Origin of the sequence: Castellaniella sp. GW247-6E4 (assembly GCF_040276065.1) — a bacterium.
GTDB lineage: Bacteria > Pseudomonadota > Gammaproteobacteria > Burkholderiales > Burkholderiaceae_B > Castellaniella.
The window spans coordinates 132,483-153,203 of record NZ_JBELOI010000007.1; the positions used below are offsets into that span (position 1 = coordinate 132,483).

17 protein-coding genes are annotated in these 20,721 nt (G+C 50.4%); all 17 read left to right on the plus strand.

Annotated elements, in window-relative coordinates:
* Positions 1-22 precede the first annotated feature (22 nt).
* Complete coding sequence (locus ABS761_RS10430) at positions 23-751, plus strand: polysaccharide deacetylase WbmS family protein (protein ID WP_350408249.1); 729 nt, start codon at positions 23-25, stop codon at positions 749-751.
* The gene (locus ABS761_RS10435) at positions 748-1,668 is read left to right on the plus strand and encodes a methionyl-tRNA formyltransferase (RefSeq protein WP_350408250.1); all 921 of its coding nucleotides are present in this window, start codon (positions 748-750) and stop codon (positions 1,666-1,668) included. The genes ABS761_RS10430 and ABS761_RS10435 overlap by 4 nt, the downstream gene beginning before the upstream one ends.
* On the plus strand, positions 1,665-3,038 hold the full coding sequence (locus ABS761_RS10440) for a hypothetical protein (protein WP_350408251.1): 1,374 nt from the start codon (positions 1,665-1,667) through the stop codon (positions 3,036-3,038). Before ABS761_RS10435 ends, ABS761_RS10440 begins: the two co-directional genes overlap by 4 nt.
* A 56-nt stretch (positions 3,039-3,094) precedes the next feature.
* The gene (locus tag ABS761_RS10445; protein WP_350408252.1) at positions 3,095-3,697 is read left to right on the plus strand and encodes a formyltransferase family protein; all 603 of its coding nucleotides are present in this window, start codon (positions 3,095-3,097) and stop codon (positions 3,695-3,697) included.
* Positions 3,694-4,398 carry a WbqC family protein gene (locus ABS761_RS10450; RefSeq protein WP_350408253.1) on the plus strand — a complete coding sequence of 235 codons (705 nt, stop codon included), beginning with the start codon at positions 3,694-3,696 and terminating at the stop codon, positions 4,396-4,398. The genes ABS761_RS10445 and ABS761_RS10450 overlap by 4 nt, the downstream gene beginning before the upstream one ends.
* 101 nt (positions 4,399-4,499) lie before the next feature.
* Positions 4,500-5,762, plus strand: coding sequence for a glycosyltransferase (locus tag ABS761_RS10455; RefSeq protein WP_350408254.1), 1,263 nt, complete (start codon positions 4,500-4,502; stop codon positions 5,760-5,762).
* Positions 5,752-6,906, plus strand: a complete 1,155-nt coding sequence (locus ABS761_RS10460; protein ID WP_350408255.1) for an ABC transporter ATP-binding protein — start codon at positions 5,752-5,754, stop codon at positions 6,904-6,906. The genes ABS761_RS10455 and ABS761_RS10460 overlap by 11 nt, the downstream gene beginning before the upstream one ends.
* Positions 6,906-8,102, plus strand: a complete 1,197-nt coding sequence (locus tag ABS761_RS10465; RefSeq protein ID WP_350408256.1) for an ABC transporter ATP-binding protein — start codon at positions 6,906-6,908, stop codon at positions 8,100-8,102. The genes ABS761_RS10460 and ABS761_RS10465 overlap by 1 nt, the downstream gene beginning before the upstream one ends.
* The gene (locus ABS761_RS10470) at positions 8,102-8,893 is read left to right on the plus strand and encodes an ABC transporter permease (RefSeq protein ID WP_350408257.1); all 792 of its coding nucleotides are present in this window, start codon (positions 8,102-8,104) and stop codon (positions 8,891-8,893) included. Before ABS761_RS10465 ends, ABS761_RS10470 begins: the two co-directional genes overlap by 1 nt.
* A gap of 108 nt (positions 8,894-9,001) precedes the next feature.
* A complete protein-coding gene (locus ABS761_RS10475) occupies positions 9,002-9,829 on the plus strand; it encodes a class I SAM-dependent methyltransferase (RefSeq protein ID WP_350408258.1) in 828 nt (275 codons plus the stop codon).
* Positions 9,830-9,838: 9 nt separating this feature from the next.
* Entirely contained in the window at positions 9,839-11,176 is a 1,338-nt protein-coding gene (locus tag ABS761_RS10480; RefSeq protein ID WP_350408259.1) for a hypothetical protein, read from the plus strand.
* A 53-nt stretch (positions 11,177-11,229) separates the two neighbouring features.
* Positions 11,230-12,561, plus strand: a complete 1,332-nt coding sequence (locus ABS761_RS10485) for a hypothetical protein (protein ID WP_350408260.1) — start codon at positions 11,230-11,232, stop codon at positions 12,559-12,561.
* A gap of 43 nt (positions 12,562-12,604) precedes the next feature.
* Positions 12,605-14,515: an asparagine synthase (glutamine-hydrolyzing) gene (asnB, locus tag ABS761_RS10490; protein ID WP_350408261.1), complete on the plus strand. Its 1,911-nt coding sequence runs from the start codon at positions 12,605-12,607 to the stop codon at positions 14,513-14,515.
* A 72-nt stretch (positions 14,516-14,587) separates the two neighbouring features.
* Positions 14,588-16,552: an asparagine synthase (glutamine-hydrolyzing) gene (gene asnB, locus ABS761_RS10495; protein WP_350408262.1), complete on the plus strand. Its 1,965-nt coding sequence runs from the start codon at positions 14,588-14,590 to the stop codon at positions 16,550-16,552.
* Positions 16,549-17,676, plus strand: a complete 1,128-nt coding sequence (locus ABS761_RS10500) for a glycosyltransferase family 4 protein (protein WP_350408263.1) — start codon at positions 16,549-16,551, stop codon at positions 17,674-17,676. The genes asnB (ABS761_RS10495) and ABS761_RS10500 overlap by 4 nt, the downstream gene beginning before the upstream one ends.
* Positions 17,673-18,272: a sugar transferase gene (locus tag ABS761_RS10505; protein ID WP_350408264.1), complete on the plus strand. Its 600-nt coding sequence runs from the start codon at positions 17,673-17,675 to the stop codon at positions 18,270-18,272. Before ABS761_RS10500 ends, ABS761_RS10505 begins: the two co-directional genes overlap by 4 nt.
* Positions 18,273-18,364: 92 nt before the next feature.
* Positions 18,365-20,719 (plus strand): O-antigen ligase family protein, encoded by a 2,355-nt coding sequence (locus tag ABS761_RS10510; RefSeq protein WP_350408265.1) that lies wholly within the window; start codon positions 18,365-18,367, stop codon positions 20,717-20,719.
* Positions 20,720-20,721: the final 2 nt, after the last annotated feature.

The following is a 20,721-nucleotide window of genomic DNA, read 5'->3' on the forward strand; positions in this document are numbered from 1 at the left end:
ATATTCAAGCTTCGGAAGGTATATGAGTAGCTCAACATTCGGTTTGATTCGAGATATCAATCCTAAAAATGATGAATCTTGGCGAAATCGGGTTTTTCTCACATTCGATATTGATTGGGCTCATGATACTGTCATAGAGGATACCTTAGCACTTCTCGAGCAGTACGATGTGCCGGTTACCTGGTTCGCGACACATCGCACAGAGGTGCTCGATCGGATTCGGAGCAATGTAAAATTTGATGTAGGAATACATCCCAATTTCAATCCATTGCTGGAAGGGTCATCAGGAGGGGCTAGCAGCGCAGCCAGCGTCCTTCAGTCAACTATTGACATTGCGCCGCAGGCTACGGCTGTTCGTTCACATTCACTAGTGCACAGCGAACGACTGGCGAGCCTCTTTATTTCCCATAATTTACGCTATTGTTGTAATGCTTTTATTCCTCTTGGTGGAAGCAATAGAATCGCACCATGGGAACTATGGGGAGAGCTTGTCATGGTTCCGCATTGCTGGCAAGACAACGTAGCGCTGATGATGAATATGCGCGTACCTACTCCCCCTGATGCAAATGATCAACTTATTGTCGTTAATTTCCACCCGATCCACGTGTTCCTCAATACAGAAGATCTAGGGCGCTACGAACGCACGCGTCCCATTCATCAAAAACCCCTTGAGCTTATCAGACAACGCTTCAAAGGCTATGGTACGCGCAACCGCCTAATTGAATTGCTCGAGGTTTCTAAAGCACCATGAAGATCGCCATTATTGGACGAACCGAAATTTTATATGAAACAGCACGATTCTTGCACGATCGTGGATTCGATATTGCATGTGTTATCACATCGAAAGAGGCTCCAGAGTACACACGCACCGCGTCTGATTTTATACGGCTTGCCGAGAATCTTGACGTCCCTTTTGCGAAAGGCTCCAATATCGTTGATCATATGCAGCTTCTTCGGGACTCAACTCCGGATATCGGTATAAGTATGAATTATACCGGTATCGTGCCGCAGGATGTCATCGATATTTTTCCACACGGCATACTTAACGCACACGGTGGCGATTTACCGCGGTATCGCGGTAATGCCTGTCAGGCCTGGGCGATCCTCGCCGGTGAAAGCAGGATCGGTCTGTGTGTTCATCGCATGATTGGAGGGGAGTTGGATAGTGGGGACATAGTGGCGAGGGATTACTTGCCTATAAATATTTCGACAAAAGTGACGGACATATGGAGATGGATGGCAAAGGAAACGCCAGCTTTGATGTATTCCGCGCTACAAGAGATAATCAAGAATCCAGAATTTATCCTGGAGCGCCAATCACTTGATCCACAAGATGCGTTGCGTTGTTATCCACGCCGACCAGAGGATGGGAAGATCGATTGGCATCAAGCAGCGGTCGATATTATTCGCCTTATTAATGCATCTAACAAGCCGTATGCCGGAGGGTTCTGCGATTTTAACGGGCACAAGATGACAATATGGGAGGCATGCCTGCCGAGCGAAGGGGAGCGTTTTCTCGCTGTCCCTGGACAGGTAACGGCCGTTGATGAATGTTATATCGATGTGGCTTGTGGTTCGGGAAAAATTCGCGTGCTGAAGGCTGAGATGAATGGACATTCAGCATACCCAAGCACCTGGGTGAAGTCTATCAGGGATCGGCTTAAATGATCTCGGCACGAAATCAGCCTTATCGGACCACGGCTGCTGATAGCGATTTCACGGAAAATAATTACTTGCAATTATTGCGGCTTGCGAAGGAATCATATCTTTTTTCTACCTATCGTGCCATTCCATGGGGGACTCGGTTTATCCTGTGGCGCCATGATCTGGACTACTCTATCAGTCGAGCACTGGCTTTGGCTGAGATTGAGGCGGGGGAAGGGGTTTGTGCGACTTACTTCATTAATCCTCGTAGTGAATTCTATAACCCGTTTGAGCCTGGTCCTGCTCGGCTTATCAAACGTATCGTGGGCAATGGACATCATCTCGGGCTGCACTTTGACGCGAAATTTTATGACATTCAGAGTGAAGAACAATTGGACGAGAAGGTGGCTGTTGAGGCGCAATGGCTAACAGATGCATTTGATGTCGAGTTGGATGCGTTTAGTTTTCACAACCCCGTAGAAGCGCATCTTGAATGTCATGCAGAACGCTATGGCGGTTTGGTGAATTGCTATTCAAGAGAGCTGCAGACTCAGGTGCCATACTGTTCCGACTCCAATGGATATTGGCGATTTCGGCGCCTCTATGATGTTTTGCATGACGCCATCGACCCTTGTCTACAAGTATTGACACACCCCGGATGGTGGCAAAAAGAATCTTTAGAACCGCGTCGTAGAATTTTTCGATGTGTTTATGGTAGAGCGCAGGCAACCATGAAGCAATACGACCTGGTTCTTGCTGAAGCGGGACGGGTGAATCATGGTAGATCAATTGAAAGTTTAAATTTTCTAGAATCTGCGCATGGCGATATCTTCACATTTTTTGATTATCTTTGGAATAAGAGACAATTCAGTACCTTATTTTTTGAGCTGTGGCGAATTCATCGACTTCAGATCACGCAGTTATGCCGCATGATACTGCTGAGCATTTGGAAGATAGCCGCAGTTCAGGTAGATCGGTTATTTAACGATGATCAGCTCAACGTCAAGAGTGGCATCGTTGCTGAGGCAGTTCTTGGGCCAGGGTGGCGAGAGCTCTCCGGCATGACCGAAGCACGGGAAGAAACTTATCTGACGCTGCTTAATGATCTGACAAATGGTCGGGCTTTAATTTCAGAAAGTGCTTTAGAGAATGAATGCGCATCTATTTGCAAAGTAATCTCGACGTTGAGTGAATGGGGTCAGTCGCAGCCTATAGCTTACGACGGGATAAAGGCTTTGGCTGTTGACGGAGAGTGTCTTGATGCCAAAGCGGTCGCACGGTGCGGGGAGCTATGGGGGATGGATCGAGAGAATGACGCTGAACAATGGCGGAAGCGCTGGGAGGAATTAGTTGCCGTTCTCGCCTCTAAAGGTTTCCATGGGGTGGAGAGGTGAGGGGTATTCGTGCCGTATTGTTGATGGAAGATGCCGCTGGGGTACGAGCCTGCAGATTGGCGAATGGTCTCGGTTTGGCACTTGAGGCACGCATAGGAAACAATATAGCGACAATACAGGAAGAATTTAAGAGGCAGCCCGAGCTGCTACTTTCCTTTGGCACCAGCGCAATAGTGCCGGATTCATTGTTAGAGAGTCCAGGCTTATTAGCCATTAATGTCCATCCAGCTTCACCGGCCTATCCAGGCCGCGATCCTCATCATTTTGCGGTGTATGACGGTGCTACCCAATATGGGGCTACCATGCACATGATGACACGCCGTGTAGATGATGGCGCGATCGTTGACCTTGAGCTCTTTGCTGTGCCAGCGGGAGCCACCCCAGCGCTGTTGCTTGGTATGGCTGATGATGCCGCGTGGAAGCTCATAGCCCGCCTTTTTATGAGATTGGCCGCCTGCGAGAAAATTTTGCCGTTGAGCAACGTATCCTGGGGGATGCGCAAGACAACACGCAAGATGTTTCTAGAACTCTGTACAGTCGATAGCCAGATGGGAGAGTCGGAATTCATTCGCCGCGATAAAGCAACAAAGATGCCGGGATATAACAATCTACGTATAGAGCTCTACGGGCGGATTTTTCGTCTTCAGGATGACGCATGACAATAGTGGTTGCCATTCATCAGCCAAATTTTTTCCCATGGCTTGGCTATTTCGATAAGATTGTGCGCAGTCATAAATTCATATTTCTAGACGATGTGCAATTCCCAAAGAAGGGCGGTTCATGGTCAAATCGAGTAAAAATATACGTGTCCGGCGAAGCGCGCTGGGTTACAGCTTCTATTCGTAGGCCGCCTCACGGAGTTGCCTTGATCAATCAAATTGAATTTTCTGATGATCGACATTGGCGCTCTAAATTTCTTAAGACGCTAGAGTCGAATTATTCACATGCCGCGTTTTATGAAGAGACTATGTCTTTGTTGAAGCCGTTGATAATGGCGAATGAAGGCATGCTGGCTCGTTATAACATGGATGCTATTCGAGCAATTGCTGAGCATATAGGAATCAGGCATGCACATTGTGTCCCCTCGTCTTCGCTCGGAGTATCTGGCACTGCGACTGATCTTCTGATCAATCTGACAAAATGTGTAGATGGGACGCTTTACTTGTGTGGTGGTGGTGCGGAGGGTTATCAGCAGGACTCAGCATTTGCGGCAGCGGGTTTAGATTTGCGCTATCAGAGATTTGAGCACCCGATTTATTCACAAGGCGACAAGCTGTCATTTACCCAAGGCTTATCAGTCGTTGATCCGCTCATGCATATTGGTCGGAATGGCGTAAAAAAACTGCTTGAAGCTCAATAGGTTTGATTCACAAGACGGTTGCTCGAAGATACATCTTCGGCGTACATGGCTCGCATAATTCGACACCGTGGGTGGGCATGTTCTTATTTATATAAGAAGCAATGAAACTAGACAAGAAAGCGATAATATGTTGGATGATATTGTATATTATTGCTCCGGTATTCAAGGCTATCGGGTACGGTAATCGTAGAAGAAAAAGCGTTATCTACGTTGGTCAAGCATATTACAACAATTGGTATCTTTCTCGTGCGCTACGGAAGCTTGGCTGGCGTGCAGATGTATTGAATTGGGACTTAAATATAAAATCCAAGATCTTTTATCATGGAGAAGACTTCAAAATTGACTATGAGCATCCTGAAGATATCAAGAACTATTGGCGATTCTATCTGTGGTCGCTTAGGGAATACGACCTATTTCACTTTGCTAATAAAGGTGGTATGCAGTTTGGAGAGCCATTCAGGCACGAAATTGCGAAATTGACAGGCACGGAAGGATTTGAAATAAAGTTTCTCAAAGCACTAGGGAAGAAGATCGTCTATAGCAATAACGGATGCTTGGATGGTGTGTCTCAAACCGCTTTTTCGAAGTGGGGACCTACGTCGGTTTGCGATATTTGTCAATGGAAAAACGTTCCCTCGGTATGTAGCGATGAAGGAAATTTAAGATGGGGAAAGTTCAGAAATGAGATGGCCGATTATCAATGCTTGTTAGGCGGGAATCGAGCAGATTACAATATAGATTCAACTGTTCATGAGGTACCGGAATATTATTGTTTAGATCAGGATTTTTGGTTCCCTGATCTCGATATCCCTAGTAAGTTTCGATATCCCGCCGATCACGGCACTGTACGGTTGTACCATGCGGTTGGCAACTATTCGGAAAGAACAAGCAAAAATTCCGTCAATGTTAAATCAACACATATCTACGTGCCGCTTATACAGAAAATCAAGGACATGGGCTATAAGGTAGAAATGGTGTTCTGCACCGACGTTCCAAACAAGGATGTCCGATTTTATCAAGCACAAGCGGATATATTCCTGGAAATGCTCACATACGGTTGGTTTGGTGCTAATGCACGAGAAGCAATGATGTTGGGAAAACCTGTCATCTGTTTTCTTCGACAAGAATGGCTAGACAGCGCGAGAGAGGAGATACCAGAGTATATCGATGAGCTACCCATCATAAACGCGACGCCTGAAACAGTCGAGGGAATCTTACTTGATCTTATTCAGGATAGAGAAAAACGAGAACGCATTGGTCGTGCCAGTCGGGAATTTGCTGTTAAATGGCATTCATCTAATGCAGCTGCGAAAAAATTCAATAAAATATATTCGCAACTTTTGGGGATCGCGGATGAGCGCTGATCAAACCCAATTAGCGATACGGTGTGACGATGTGGTAGTTCGTTTCCCGCTTCTTCCACCGAGGCAGGCGTGGCGTCTCATCTTTCAGCCGAATCTTGTGCGTTGGCATGAGGCCTTAAAAGAGGTCACAGTTCATGTCACCCATGGACAGATCGTAGGGGTAATTGGAAAAAATGGTGCGGGTAAGAGCACTTTGCTCCGAATGTTGGCCGGTGTATACCCCACAAGCTCAGGGCATCTTGTAAAACTTGGCGATGTCAGCGCACTATTTGAATTAGGGGGTATGGGGGGAACATTAATCACTGGTGAGCAATATATCAGACGGTGGTTCAGATTGAATGGCATCAGTCGGAAAAAATGGTCAAGGCTGGTGGATGATATACGAGATTTTTCGGAACTCGGTGACCGATTAAGTGACAGGATACTCACGTATTCATCCGGTATGGCGGCGAGGCTTTACTTTGCTACAGCGACCTGCGTTGGCAATGAAATCTATCTGATAGATGAGCTACTGTCCGTGGGAGATGAGCATTTCCAGGCAAAATGTTGGAAGAGAGTCAGATCGCGATTAAAAGATGGCGTATCCGGCGTGCTCGCGACCCATGATTGGGCCGCCATCATGAGGCTTTGTAAAAATACGTATGAATTGGAGAGTGGTCGTATTGTTGCATCGGGGGACTCAGAACGTATAATTTGCAACTATCTGAAGCTGACGAAAGACTTTGATGTCAATCAGGCCGCACGAATAATGGACAATTGTCTGATGGAGGTAGGAGCTGAGAGCCGCAATGACTGGCATTTCGATGTGCCTGTCAAAATTTTCGAGACAAACGAGATCGGATTCAGCTATTCCATAGAGAAGCTAGTCATTGGACAGGAATGGCAAGTGTTGATATTAGGTGAAGAAGTAACGATCGGCAATATGCCTGGGGAATATTTAGTAAGAATTGAAATTGTAGACTTACCTCTACCCGCAGGGGACTATCGGCTGAACTTATTTCTTACGGGACGTAAGGGCGAGGCCGGAGATCATCGGATTACTTATGATGCACGAAGCTGGACGACAGGTAATAGTATCAAGCTCATGGTCTCGGGACAATACAATCAAGGGCTGATTCTCATGCCGATGCAGGTAGAGTGTTGATGTCTAAAGAGGCACGTATCGAGGTTCTAGACCTTAGAAAGATGTACCCGCGTAAGGTGTCTGAGCGGTTGTTCCCAATGTACAGGAGTAAATCAGGTTCAGATAGCCCGCAAGTCGGTAGAGCTGCTCTGGATGGAGTGAGCTTTACATTGCAGCACGGCGAACGTCTGGGTGTGATTGGGCGAAATGGGGCCGGAAAATCTACCCTTCTACAGATTCTGTCTGGTGTTACAGAACCTTCGTCTGGAGCTATTTCGATTGATGGTGTGATCACAGCGGTATTGACGCTCGGAATAGGTTTGCGAGAGGACATGACGGGGCGGGAAAATATATATATGGATTTTTCTGCCAGAGGCGATGACGCAGGTTTGACAGAGTCTATGGTTTCCGAAATTATAGATTTTGCGGAACTCGGCGAGTTCATAGATATGCCGATGAGGACCTACTCTACAGGCATGAAGGCTAGGCTCGCATTTTCAATGATTACCCAAATCAGACCAGAAATTCTCATTATAGATGAGGCACTTTCAGTCGGAGATGCAGCGTTCTCGGTCAAGGCTGGACAGCGGATTTCTGAGCTTTGTAGTCGAGGCTCAATTGTTATTGTGGTTTCTCATAGTATGGAGAGCGTAAGGAAGCTATGCAATCGTTGCATATGGCTGGATAAAGGACGGATAGTAATGGACGGAAGTCCAGATCTCGTTTGTTCTAAATATGTGGATTCCGTCAGAGAGGCTGATGATGCAGAGTTGGTTGAGAGATTTAGAGAGCTAACGGGCGTAAAGAGTTTCGTTTCGGGTTATAAGGTTTCTCCACTTGAGTTACAGTCAAATCATGGGAAGGTGAGTAGACTGCGAGAAGGATCAGCACTGTATGTTAAGTGCCATGTAGAGGATGGAAAAATTGATAAAGAGCATGAGTTCTCGCTCTCTTGTATACGGTTAGATGGCGTGCTCATTTCGGAGTCTAAGGTATCGGTTGATGGAAATACTAAACGACTTTGTTTTTATTATCCAAAATTAAATCTATACCAAGGAATATATATGATAAAACTTTGCTGGTGGGGTGGCGATGGATCAGAGCTAGCGGAGTCGGTACAGGTGTTGGAGATCATCAATGATAAAGCAATGGTGGGAGGGCGACCTGTCCTTGTTTCCGTTGGGAGTATCGTTCCCCAGTTCGTGAGGCGGATGTAATGAAGATCTTCGGATTTGACCGATCAGATGTTCGCCTAATTTTGAATATATGGCGTATGAACCTTGCCGACCGGTATCTAGGATCTGCGTTGGGTGGAACATGGGCGATATTAAATCCATTGTTTATGTTCGCCTTGTTTACATTCGTATTCGGATTTGTATTCAAGGCAAAGCTAGCAAATGCTGATTCTACGTTAGCTTATTCGATATGGCTGATATCAGGGTACGGGCCATGGCTCGCGATTACTGAGGCATTTACCTCGGCGTCGAACTCGGTAGTAGGGAATGCGGGGCTCATAAAGAACATGGCTTTCAAGACGGAGATATTGCCAGTTTCCGCCACCTTGCTAGGGTTAGTCCCGTTGGCGGTCAGTCTTGTATTTTTATTGTTGCTACAAATTATTTCTGGAGATGGTTGGAGTTGGCGGCTACTATGGTTGCCGGTGATTTTATGTATCCAATTCATATTTTTAATTGCGTTAGGGCTCTTTTTAGCGATTATTAATACATTTATCAGAGATTTCGGGATTGTGTTGCCGAACTTATTAATGATTCTTCTCTTTTCAACTCCAATATTTTATCCAATCGAGGCTATGCCTTCTGTAATAAGAGCGCTTACTATTATTAATCCATTTCATATTATCGTACAGGCGTATAGATTTTCTCTGTTGGATGGCCAGACGTTTCCCGCCTTTTCGCTAATAATCATGACTATATTGTCAGTGCTTCTGCTTTGGGTAGGTCTATGTGTTTTCAGAAGGGTTAAAGGTTTTCTCCCATCGCTCGTATAAGACATGTCTGTTGTAGTCGTTCTTGGTACCAGTTGTGGCTGCATCATATATAAAATATACAGACATTGTGCGTAAATAAATGAAAGCATTTCTTGGTAAGGAAATTTAATGGATCAAAATGGCATATCGGATAGGAACTCCGAGTTCTGGGATGAGTTATGTGGCACCGGACTCGCAAAATTTTTGGGGATCAATGATTCATCAGTTGAGTCATTAAAGAAATTTGACGATTGGTATTTTGACTTCTATCCATATCTTTTTGACCATATACCATTTAACACGATGGCGGGTAAGGATGTGTTGGAAGTTGGGTTGGGCTACGGCACCGTTTCTCAAAAACTAGCGCAGTCGGAAGCGAATTACAAAGGACTAGATATAGCAGTCGGACCAGTCTCCATGGTAAATCATAGGCTACGCCAGACTGGGTTGCTTGGTGAGGCTATAGCCGGCAGCATATTAGAGCCGCCCTTTCCTGCTAAATCGTTCGACTATATTGTTGCTATCGGATGCCTTCATCATACAGGTGATCTTAGGGCGGCAATACAGAGATGCTGGGAGCTTCTACGCCCAGGAGGGCATCTGATATTCATGGTTTATTATGCCTATTCCTACAGGCGGTACCGCATGGCCTTACCGGTAACCTTGAAGAATTTATACAAGGAAGCAATGGGCTATCGCGGCGTCGTCGGAGGCATGTCCAATGATACAGAGCGCGCTGCGTATGATGCAAGCTCGGACGGCGTGGGGGCACCACATACCGATTGGATATCTGTTAAGTCCCTTAAAGAGTACTGTGGGAAGTTTGATAATTTTAGGGCCAAGATCGAGAATGTCGATGAGCGATTTCCGTTCAGATGGAGTGTAAGAAAAAGCGTCCTAGAGACAAGACTGCCCTCTTATATTGGGCTTGACTTATATGCAACCGCTACGAAGTGAGCCTGCGGCGTGAATATTCTAGTTTTATACAACGAGACGCAGACGTACACGAATGCGGTTTATGAGCATTTGCAGGCACTTGAGAAATATTCCACACATAGATATTTCTTCCTGCATATCTCACAGAAATCCCTCTTCAGGGTTGATCTCGCGAGATTTGATGCCGTTTGCGTGCATTTTTCGCTTAGGCTTCCTTTTGATCAGGTGCCTGATCCGGTGGCCGAGTCGTTGCAAAATTTCTCGGGACTGAAATTTCTTTTTATACAGGATGAATATGATAATACTCATCATGTTTGGTCGTGGATTCAGCGGTTGAGATTTCATATTGTATTCACGGTTGTCCCCGAGAAGTCAATTTTTCGTGTATATCCGCCGCAGAAATTTCCGGATACGAAGTTCGTATCCATTCTCACGGGATATGTCCCAATAGAGCTGAAAACTAATCAGGGATTTATTCCCCCATCCAAGCGTTCGCTCGTTGTTGGATACCGAGGGCGAAAGTTGCCATTAAGATATGGTGCTCTTGGGTTTGAGAAAGTTGGGATTGGAGCCATGGTTGCGGAGTACTGCAAAAGCCGTGGAATAGCATATGATATCTCATGGAAAGAAGAGGATAGAATTTATGGCGTTAAATGGGTCGAATTTCTTTATTCCTGCCGAGCTATGCTGGGAACTGAGAGTGGATCAAACATATTTGATTGGGATGGGAAGGTAGAGGATTTAATCGCGGATTATAAGAAAAAACATCCTAATGCGACGGAAACAGAGGTGTATAGGGAGGTGCTATCCGCGCTCGAAGTCGATGGCTTAATGAATCAAATTTCGCCGAAAATATTTGAGGCGATAGCGGCACGTACTGTCTTGGTCTTGTATGAGGGCTCGTACTCAGGGGTTTTGAAGCCAAATGAGCATTATATTTCCCTCAAGAAAGATGGTAGTAATATTGCTGAGGTTTTTCACGCGCTGAGTGATGGGCAGTATGTAGATCTGATGGTTGGCCGCGCATATCAGGATATAATCGAATCAGGCGCCTATGGTTACCCGGCTCTTGTTAAGAGATTAGACGACATATTATCTAGTGCGTGCGTCAATAACTTGACTGTTGAGTTCGGTGGCATTGATTCATATGACACGGGGGACTCCCCTGATTCTATAACGACGGGTCCCATTCGGTCCACTAATTCTCTTAAAAAACACTCTGGCCGTAGATATATCGAGTGGGACGGAGATTTAAGAGTCAATATTCCACTGGGTAGTATGTGGCAGTATCTTCCTAAGTCTATACAGTCAGCTCTTTTTCCTATGGCTAGGTACTTTAGGGATAAGATTACTAAAGAAAATTCGTAACTATAAAGCTATATCTTGCCCTATAAAAACGATTATTCCTATATTTCAATCACGTGGCTCTGTTCGAAAAAATAAATGTTCTTCTGCTTTGGGATGACGTCGGCAAGGTTGCTTCGACGGTTAGGGCTAATATTGATGCGTTGGCGCGAGAGTCTAGGTTCAAGGTATTCCCAATGTCTGTGTTTGGGGATATTCCAGGCGATCTGAACATTGATAAGTTCGATGTTGTTGTAATCCATTATTCTCTCGTGCTTTCTGTTGATGCTTATGTCAGTGCGGAGTTCAGGCGCCGTCTTAAGAATGCAACAGCGATAAAAGCTGTGTTTATTCAGGATGAATATCGTTTCGTTGATAGATCCATCGCCGCAATGCGTGATATTGGGATAGACCTGCTGTTCACCTGTGTTCCAGAGGAGGAAATTCCTAAGGTATACCCTGAATCTTCCCTTCCAGGGGTAGAGAAGGTGAATGTACTTACTGGGTACGTTGAAGATGCCCTGTTAGAACGGATATTGCCTTCCTATCAAGAACGCAGGATAGATATAGGATACCGTGCCCGGAAGGTGCCAGCTTGGCTTGGGGAATTGGGGCAAGAGAAATGGGATATTGGGCAAAGAGTGGGCGAGGATGCGGCTCGGTATGGCTTAGCTGTGGATCTGGCATATCGAGAGGAGGAACGGTTGTATGGCAAGGATTGGATCAGCTTTCTTTTGAACTGCAAGGCAACCCTCGGCGTAGAGAGTGGAGCCAGTGTTTTTGATTTTTCTGGCGACATCCAGGCTGTAGTTGAAAAAGCAGCTCTTGATCATCCTGAATGGTCGTTCCGGGATTTACAACGTAAATACTTTCTTGATTATGAAGGCATAATAAGACTAAATCAAATATCCCCAAGATGTTTCGAGGCCGCGGCTCTGAAGACATTGATGATATTGTATGAGGGTCGTTATTCAGATCGCATGACTCCTTGGCGGCATTATCTACCATTGAAAAAAGATCATAGTAATTTTGCCGAGATAGTTGCGATATTAAGAAATGAATCTAAGGTGAACGATATCGTTGATAATGCCTATCGAGAAGTCGCGTTGAATCCAGATAATTCCTTTGCTGCGCTCGTCCGTATATTTGATGAGGCTATACTTCGTCGGCTTGGCTCGGATTATGTGCCAATCACGGATGTCTACTCTACCGAGGCGTTTTCATCTATTGCGTCGCAGCATCGTGAGGCACGAATCAAGGCGAATAGATTCAGGGCTCTAATGGCATGGGGATATTTTTTCTTCTTTGGTAAGATCCTGGGCTTCGCGTCGGAATCATTTCGCGACAAAGTTCAGGTGTTATTAGGGAAGTATCTGCGGCCTATTTTTCGTAAGTTGCTTGGGCGTTAAGATTTTCCCATTTGCTCGAACCTGATAATAATTGGAAATTTAAATGTGCGGAATCAGCGGATATTTTTCAGATGGTCGACCCGTAGCTGACGGACACTTGCGTCTCGCTTCCATGGCGAATTCGATTCGCCACCGGGGCCCCGATGGGGAAGGCTATTGGCAGAATGACAAGAATAACGCGGGCCTTTGCCATGTTCGACTATCCATCATTGATCTGACAACTGGCGCACAGCCGATGCATTCGGCATCCGGCTGCACAATCACATACAACGGTGAAATTTATAACTATATCGAATTGAGGGAGATCCTGGGTAAAGAGGGGTTTCGTACCACGTCTGACACCGAGGTGATCCTGAAGGCATACGAGCGCTGGGGCGATCGCTGCGTCGACCATTTGCGCGGTATGTTTGCGTTTGCAATATGGGATCCGCGCAAGAATGCCTTGTTTGTTGCCAGGGATCGATTTGGTATAAAGCCGTTTTATTACGCGGTTGTCGATGATGTGTTCTATTTCGCATCCGAGATCAAAGCGTTGGTCCCCTTCCTGCCCGAAGTTAGAACCTGTTCCGCCGGCCTGAGGGATTATTTCGCTTTTCAGTTCTGCCTTGGTGGCAAGACACTATTCGAGGGCGTTGAGCAACTCGAGGCGGCACATTGTGGCTATGTGACACGGGATATGCGAGTGTCTACCAATCGTTATTGGGAGGTCCAATATCAATTGGACTGGAACCATACGGAAAAATACTTCGTCGAGGAATTAAGAGAAAAATTCCACGAATCTATTCGCCTCCATATGCGCAGCGACGTCGAAGTGGGTGCTTATATTAGTGGGGGAATTGATTCGAGCCTGGTGGCGGCGGTCGCGTCCGCGTACCAGGACGTGGATTCCATGCAGGGATTTGTCGGTAAGTTTTCTTTGGATCAAGCGTTTGATGAGTCCAGGTATGCGCAAGCCGTCGCGAATCAATACAACATGCGCTTGCACCATCTGGATATGACGGAAGACGATTTTGTAAATAATATCGCAAAGACGATTTATCACTTGGATGAGCCGGTAGCTGGCCCCGGCTCCTTCCCACAGTATATGGTGTCTGGCCTGGTCGGAAAGAATGTCAAAGTAGTGTTGGGTGGACAGGGTGGCGATGAAATTTTCGGTGGCTACGCACGATACCTGATCGCGTATTGGGAGCAGTGCATCAAAGGCGCGTTGGAAGGCACGATGGACGATGGAAATTTTGTCGTCACCTATCAATCCATTATTCCAAACCTGCAGACGCTTCGAGCCTATCAGCCTCTGATCAAGGAGTTCTTCTCTAAGGGTTTGTTCGATGGGCGCGATGCGAGATATTTTAGGTTGATTAACCGATCTAATACATTTGGTGATATCGTAAACCCAGATGCGCTCGGCGGCACGGAATCCTTTGAGGAATTCAAGCAGATCTACTGGGGCAGCAATGTGTCAAAGGATTCCTACTTCGACGCGATGACGCATTTCGATTTCAAGACCTTGTTGCCCGCGTTGCTGCATGTCGAGGATCGTATGGGGATGGCCCATGGTGTTGAATCCCGTGTGCCCTTCCTGGATCACCCTATGGTCGAACTAGCGGCCACCATTCCCGCCAACATCAAGTTCCAGAATGGCCAGTTGAAGCGCTTGCTGCGCACCAGTTTCAGCGACAAACTGCCGACAGAGATCTTTGACCGAAAGGACAAGATGGGATTCCCAGTGCCTTTGCAGGTCTGGCTGAGGCAAGGTGGGCGCGCACGTGATTTTGTGATGGATACGTTCTCCAGTCAGAAAGCGCGTACGCGCTCTTACCTGGCGCCGGGTTTTGATGTGGAAAAATTGATCGACGGCGGCAGTGTCTTTGGCAGAAACCTGTGGGCATTCCTCAGCCTCGAGCTATGGCAGCAACAGTTTCACGATGTATTCACCCCGTTCAAGGCCACGTGACACGGAGTGTGTTCTGTCATCTCATGATGTCACGGCAATGAGCACCCGGTCGCGTGTGTTTTCGGTGACGATATGTGTGGCATAGCGGGCTTGTGGCGTGTGGATATGCCGGCCGCCTTGGATAGCGAGGCGCGCAGGATGGCGAACACGCTGACGCATCGCGGGCCAGACGATTCAGGGGTGTGGGTGGACGAGGGCGCCGGCTTGGCATTGGCGCATCGCCGCCTCTCTGTCCTTGAACTTTCCTCCGCCGGACATCAGCCCATGCCGTCCGCTTGCGGCCGCTATGTGCTGGTGTTCAACGGCGAGATTTACAACCACCTGGATCTGAGGGCGCGGCTTGGGGCATCGGCGCCTGCGTGGCGCGGGCATTCGGACACCGAGACCCTATTGGCGTGTATCGCGGCCTGGGGCTTGCCCGAGACCTTGCGTCAAGCTGTCGGCATGTTTGCCTTGGCCCTTTGGGATCGGAGTGATCGCGTCCTTGGCCTTGCGCGCGATCGGCTGGGCGAGAAACCGCTGTACTGGGGATGGCAGGGGGATACCCTGCTGTTTGGCTCGGAACTGAAGGCGTTTCGGGCCGTTCCGGGGTTTCGTCCTGTCGTGGATCGAGGCTCGCTATCGCTGTTTTTGCGCCACGGGTATGTGCCCGCACCCTGGTCCATCTACGTGGGTGTGGCCAAGCTGCAGGCCGGGCATTTCCTCATGGTTCCCCTGGGTGGTGGCGCTGCAAATGCAAAAGCAGCCCAGCCGCAAGCGTACTGGCGCCTCAATGAGGCTGTGACTCGAGGGAGGGCACATCCTTTCTTGGGGGATGATGCGGCCGCAGTTCAGGCGCTGGAATCGCGCTTGTCGGACACGATCGGCCAGCAGATGCTGGCCGATGTTCCGGTAGGCGCATTCTTCAGTGGCGGCATTGACAGTAGCACCGTCGTATCCCTGATGCAAAAACTCAGTGCGCGGCCGGTACGCACGTTCACGATAGGTTTCGATGGTAGCGAGTACGACGAGGCGGTCCATGCGCAGGCAATTGCAAAGCACTTGGGGACCGATCACCTGTCGCTGATCGTTCGGCCGGAAGACGCGCTGGACGTCATACCCATGCTGCCGCGCGTGTATTGTGAACCGCTGAGTGCGGATTCGCAGATCCCCCTCTACCTGATCAGCAAGATCGCGCGCGAGCATGTGACCGTGGCCCTGAGCGGTGACGGCGGCGATGAGTTGTTCGGCGGCTATAACCGCTATCTGGGAGCACGACGAGTATGGCTGCGCATGCAATCCCTGCCCCGACCGTTGCGGCACACTTTCGCCGCATTCCTGCGTAGTTTGTCCCCGGCAGGATGGGATAGGTTGTTTACGACGGCCAAGCCGCTATTGCCGGAGCGCTTCAGGCTGGCCATACCGGGGACCAAGGCGCAAAAATTGGCGGCGGTGCTTGAGTTGGATACCGAGCGAGCGTACTTCCGACATTTGACGAGTCACTGGCAGGACCCGGCGCGGGTCGTATTGGGCGGGCATGAGCATCCGACGATCATGACGGATCCAACTTTGCAGCCCCAGGCCGATTGCTTCGAGCACTGGATGATGGCCATGGACGCGCAGACCTTCCTTCCGGATGAGGTGATGGCAAAGGTGGATCGTGCCGCCATGGCCACCAGTCTCGAGACTCGCGCGCCCTTGCTGGACCATCGGGTGGTGGAGCTGGCGTGGCGGATGCCCCTGCACATGAAGATCCGCGAGGGCCAGGGCAAATGGCTGTTGCGCCAGGTGCTGTATCGGCATGTGCCCCGCGAGCTGGTCGAGCGGCCCAAGAAAGGATTCGGAATTCCGATCGATGACTGGCTGCGTGGGCCGCTGAAGGCTTGGGCACAGGATCTGTTGTCCGAGGATCGCTTGCGGGCCGAAGGCTATTTCGAGGCTGAGCCGATCCTGCGCCTGTGGCACCAGCATCTGGCGGGTGGCTACAACTGGCAGTATCAGCTGTGGCCTGTCTTGATGTTCCAGGCCTGGCTGGCCGATGCCGAGGTTGCGGCATGAGGTTTCTGCTGGTCGGGGGTTTTGCTGAGTCTCTGTTGAACTTCCGCGGAGCCCTGATCGATGAATTGTTGAGGGCTGGAGTCGAGGTCCACGTCGCGGCGCCCGGGCTTGATCAAGGAGAGGTTGCGCAGGCCTTGCGCAGTCGGGGCGCGATCCCGCATGATATCCCCTTGCAGCGTACCGGCATGAACCCCGTGGCGGACATGGTGGCGATTCGTGACTTGCGGAGGCTGATGATTAGCCTGCGACCGGATGTGTTCTTGGGCTATACCGTCAAGCCGGTGATCTATGGGCTATTGGCGGCCCGGTTCGCCGGCGTCAAGCGCCGCTATGCGCTCATCACGGGTCTCGGCTACGCTTTCCAGAGCCAGCAGGCCGGGGTCAAGGCGCGTTTGGTATCCGGCGTGGTGCGCGGCCTCTATCGCCTGTCCTTGCGTGGCGCGGACCGAGTGTTCTTCCAGAATCGGGACGACGAGGAGCTGTTCGGTGCGCTGGGCTTCTTGGGCACGGAGGTGCCGTCCGAGGTCGTCAATGGTTCGGGCGTCGATACCGATCACTTTGAATGCGTGCCGGTACCTGAGGGCAGGGTGGTCTTTCTGATGATTGCACGCCTGTTGGTGGCGAAGGGCGTGCGTGAGTATGCGCGGGCTGCGAAGGTACTACGGCGCGAGCATCCCGATGCGTCCTTTCGGCTGGCTGGCTGGCTGGATGGCGGGCCGGACTCCATCGGGGCCGATGAGCTGGCGACCTGGGTCGATGGCGGCATATTGGAGTACCTGGGTCGTTTGGCCGATGTGCGGCCCGCCTTGCGCGAATGTACGGTCTACGTCCTGCCTTCGTATCGCGAAGGGACGCCGCGCACGGTTTTGGAGGCCATGGCGACTGGCCGTGCCGTAATAACCACCGATGCGCCGGGTTGCCGTGAGACGGTCGTGGATGGGGAAAATGGTTATTTAGTGCCGGTGGGGGATGACGACGAACTGGCCGCCGCGATGCGGCGGCTCATCGCAGCACCGCACGTGGTGAGGGAAATGGGTGTTCGATCCCGGTCGATCGCCGAGGAAAAATATGATGTGCGGCGAGTGAATGCCGCGATGCTGCGTGGAATGGGGATCGGGTCTTGAAGCGTGTACTGGATGTTCTGGGGGCGGGCTTCGGGTTGTTGGTCCTGTCGCCAGTGATCCTGGGTCTGGCTTGGATGATCCGGCACCGGCTCGGGAGCCCGGTGCTGTTTCGCCAGGTCCGGCCTGGTTTGAACGGACAGCCCTTCGAGATGATCAAGTTCCGGACGATGCGGGATGCGCTTGATCTGGGTGGTGAGCCACTTCCAGACGACGAGCGCATGACGCCTTTCGGGCGGTTCCTGCGCTCGACGAGCTTGGACGAATTGCCCGAGCTGTGGAATGTCTTAAAGGGCGACATGAGCCTCGTGGGGCCACGCCCTCTATTGATGGAGTATCTGCCACTTTATTCAAAAGAACAGGCGAGACGCCACGAAGTGCGACCTGGCATCACCGGCTGGGCTCAGATCAATGGCCGGAATGCGATCAGTTGGGAAGACAGGTTCGTGCTGGACGTGTGGTATGTAGACCATCGGCGGATCTGGCTGGATCTTAAGATCCTGTGGCTGACCATTTGGCGAGTGTTGCGTCGGGACGGTATCAGTGCGGCCGGGGAGGCGACAATGCCGAAGTTTCAAGGGACATCTCAGAAAAAATGACAATGGGCTTAGATTTGTCGATGGTGTGGATGAGAGTTCTGCGGTAGGCAGTTCAGCGAAATTTCGTGTGACGATATAGAGCCAGAATTTTCATGCGTCTTCGGAAACTAGTTCCGCTCCGCTTTGTGGCCTTGGCGGTATCTTTCGCCTTATTGGCGGGGATTTTTCTCTTCGTACGACCGGAGAACCTTTTAGGGGCTCTTCATCAATTTCCCTATAGGGTTTTGGTCGGTGCCCTGGTGCTGATCATCATCAATCAGCTAACGGTGGTTCATCGCTACTCGCGGATCCTCGACCATTTCGGTCATCGGGTTCCTTGGTGGTCGATCCTCCGGGCCAGCATGATGGGGAATATGGCCGCATTGATTGTGATTCCCTTGATGGGGCATATGCTTGGTCGGCAGGCGATTCTGCGCGATGCGGGAGTGAGTCCCGTTGAAAACGCAATGATTGTGGCGTACGAACGCGTCCTAGTTGCATTGGTCAGCGCGACAATGGCCGTACTGGGCGGTGTGCATCTGCTCGGCAGCGGAGTTTTCAAGCAGATGGAGAACATACCGTTCGCTGAGATTCTGCTGGTCCTTTGCATCGCCGGAGTGCTTGTGAAACGGCTTGGATTGCGGGGCTTCGAGCGCCTGCACATCTCCACGGCGTTGGCTTGGCGAAACGTGCTGCATGTCCTGGAGCTGGTGGTTGTGACTGCGGTCAGCCTTGGGGCGATGCTGTCGTGCTTTTCGGTGTTATTCCATGTCGTCGCACCAGAGGCAGGCTGGCTGGACCTGTTTGCAATGGCGGCAATCGTATCCTTTGGAGCAAGCATTCCCTTGAGCTTCGGTGGCTGGGGTTTGCGCGAAATTTTCGCCATCTATGTTCTTGGCCTGTTCGGCGTGAGCTCCAGCGCGGCCCTGTCCGCGTCGATTTTTTGCGGTGCCCTGTCCATTGCCGGCGTTCTGTTATTGGCTGGTGTGGCAACTATGGGCGGCAGGCGTGGAGGCCGTGTCACGCCACCTGCTGACCGCGTGCCGGTTGAGGTGGGCGAGACGGTCGTACATATGGAACATGCCTCTGCATGGCCGATGTACATGGCCGTTACCGTCTTGATTTTCTTCCAGATACATGTGTCAGTTGCGGATACCACGGTCAATCTGAATCTGGCAGATCCTTTCGCGGTGCTTGCGCTCTCGGCGGTCGCTCTGGAGGCCTTATCCCGCAGGCGCTGGCCGCAGTGGAGCGTCCCGGGGCTGAATGCAGGGCTGTTGACGATGTGGGGAGTGTTTGTGCTGGGCCTCGGCCTGGCATGGTGGCTCCGTGGTGGAGTGTCCGGCTGGGCTGTGAGTAAGGTGATTGGCTGGGCGGCGCTTCTCGGGTATATGGCCGCCGGATATATGGCTGTTCGCTATTACGGCCGCCTGGGATTCAGGCGTCTAGTGGAAACCATGGTCATCGTCTTGTGCGTGGTGGTGGTATGCGCGCAGGCCCTGGTGCCTCTTCATGGTTTTGGCCTGCCAGGGTTTCTGCACGGCGTGGAAACATCCGGATTTGAGGCCTACTCCGGCAACCGCAATGCATTGGCTTTCCAACTCATGGTCGTGATGTCACTTTACCTTCCTCTCTTGGGAAGAATGCAGCGATTGGTCGGCGGGCCATGGGCGTCGGCAGGTAAGTTGAGTACCGTTGCGTTTGGCATCCTGATCGGAGGTCTGTTGTTGACGGCATCTAGATCGGCCTTCATTACGTTTGCACTGATGATCGGGGTCGTTCTGGTGATGCGAATCGCGCATCGTAGGTTGGTCGTGGCAAGTCTGGTGGTAGGGGTTCTGATCTGGTTGGTGTCAGGCTACTTACCATTCCTGTATAAAGTGGTTGGAGACTGGGTACTGGGCCTGTTCTGGGTTGTGGCGGATTGGGTTGCTGGTATGTACCGTGCTGTGATGGTGTGGGATAGTGGTGTCAATCTGGGGGCTTCGCCAACTGCGGCGCTATCTGGGGCGAATCCAGCTCAGCCCTGGATAATGCTCGATGGTGTTGGCCGTTTCTCTACCGGGGATAGCGATCAGGGTAGGGTGAAATTGATGATCGCGTCGGTGGATGCTTGGCTTCGTCATCCGATCATCGGCGGCGGGCTTGGTTCGTTCCTGGCGGATAGCGAGAGTATTCTGGGCTTCACAACCATCATTCACAACACCTTATTATGGTTGATGGCGGAAATGGGCATCGTCGGCGCCATGCCTTTTGTCGTGGTGTTCGTGCTGATCGTTCGGTCGGCCTGGATTCGCAGGGCGCATTCCATCAGGGCGCAAGGTATTCTGTTGCTGATGCTGGTCTTTGCCGTCATGAGCCTGTTTCACGAAGTCCTGTACCAGCGTATATTTTGGCTCGGGTTGGGCGCACTGGCTGCCGTTGGAGAGCGCTCCGACGCGAATGATGGTGGGCGAAACCCACAGTAATG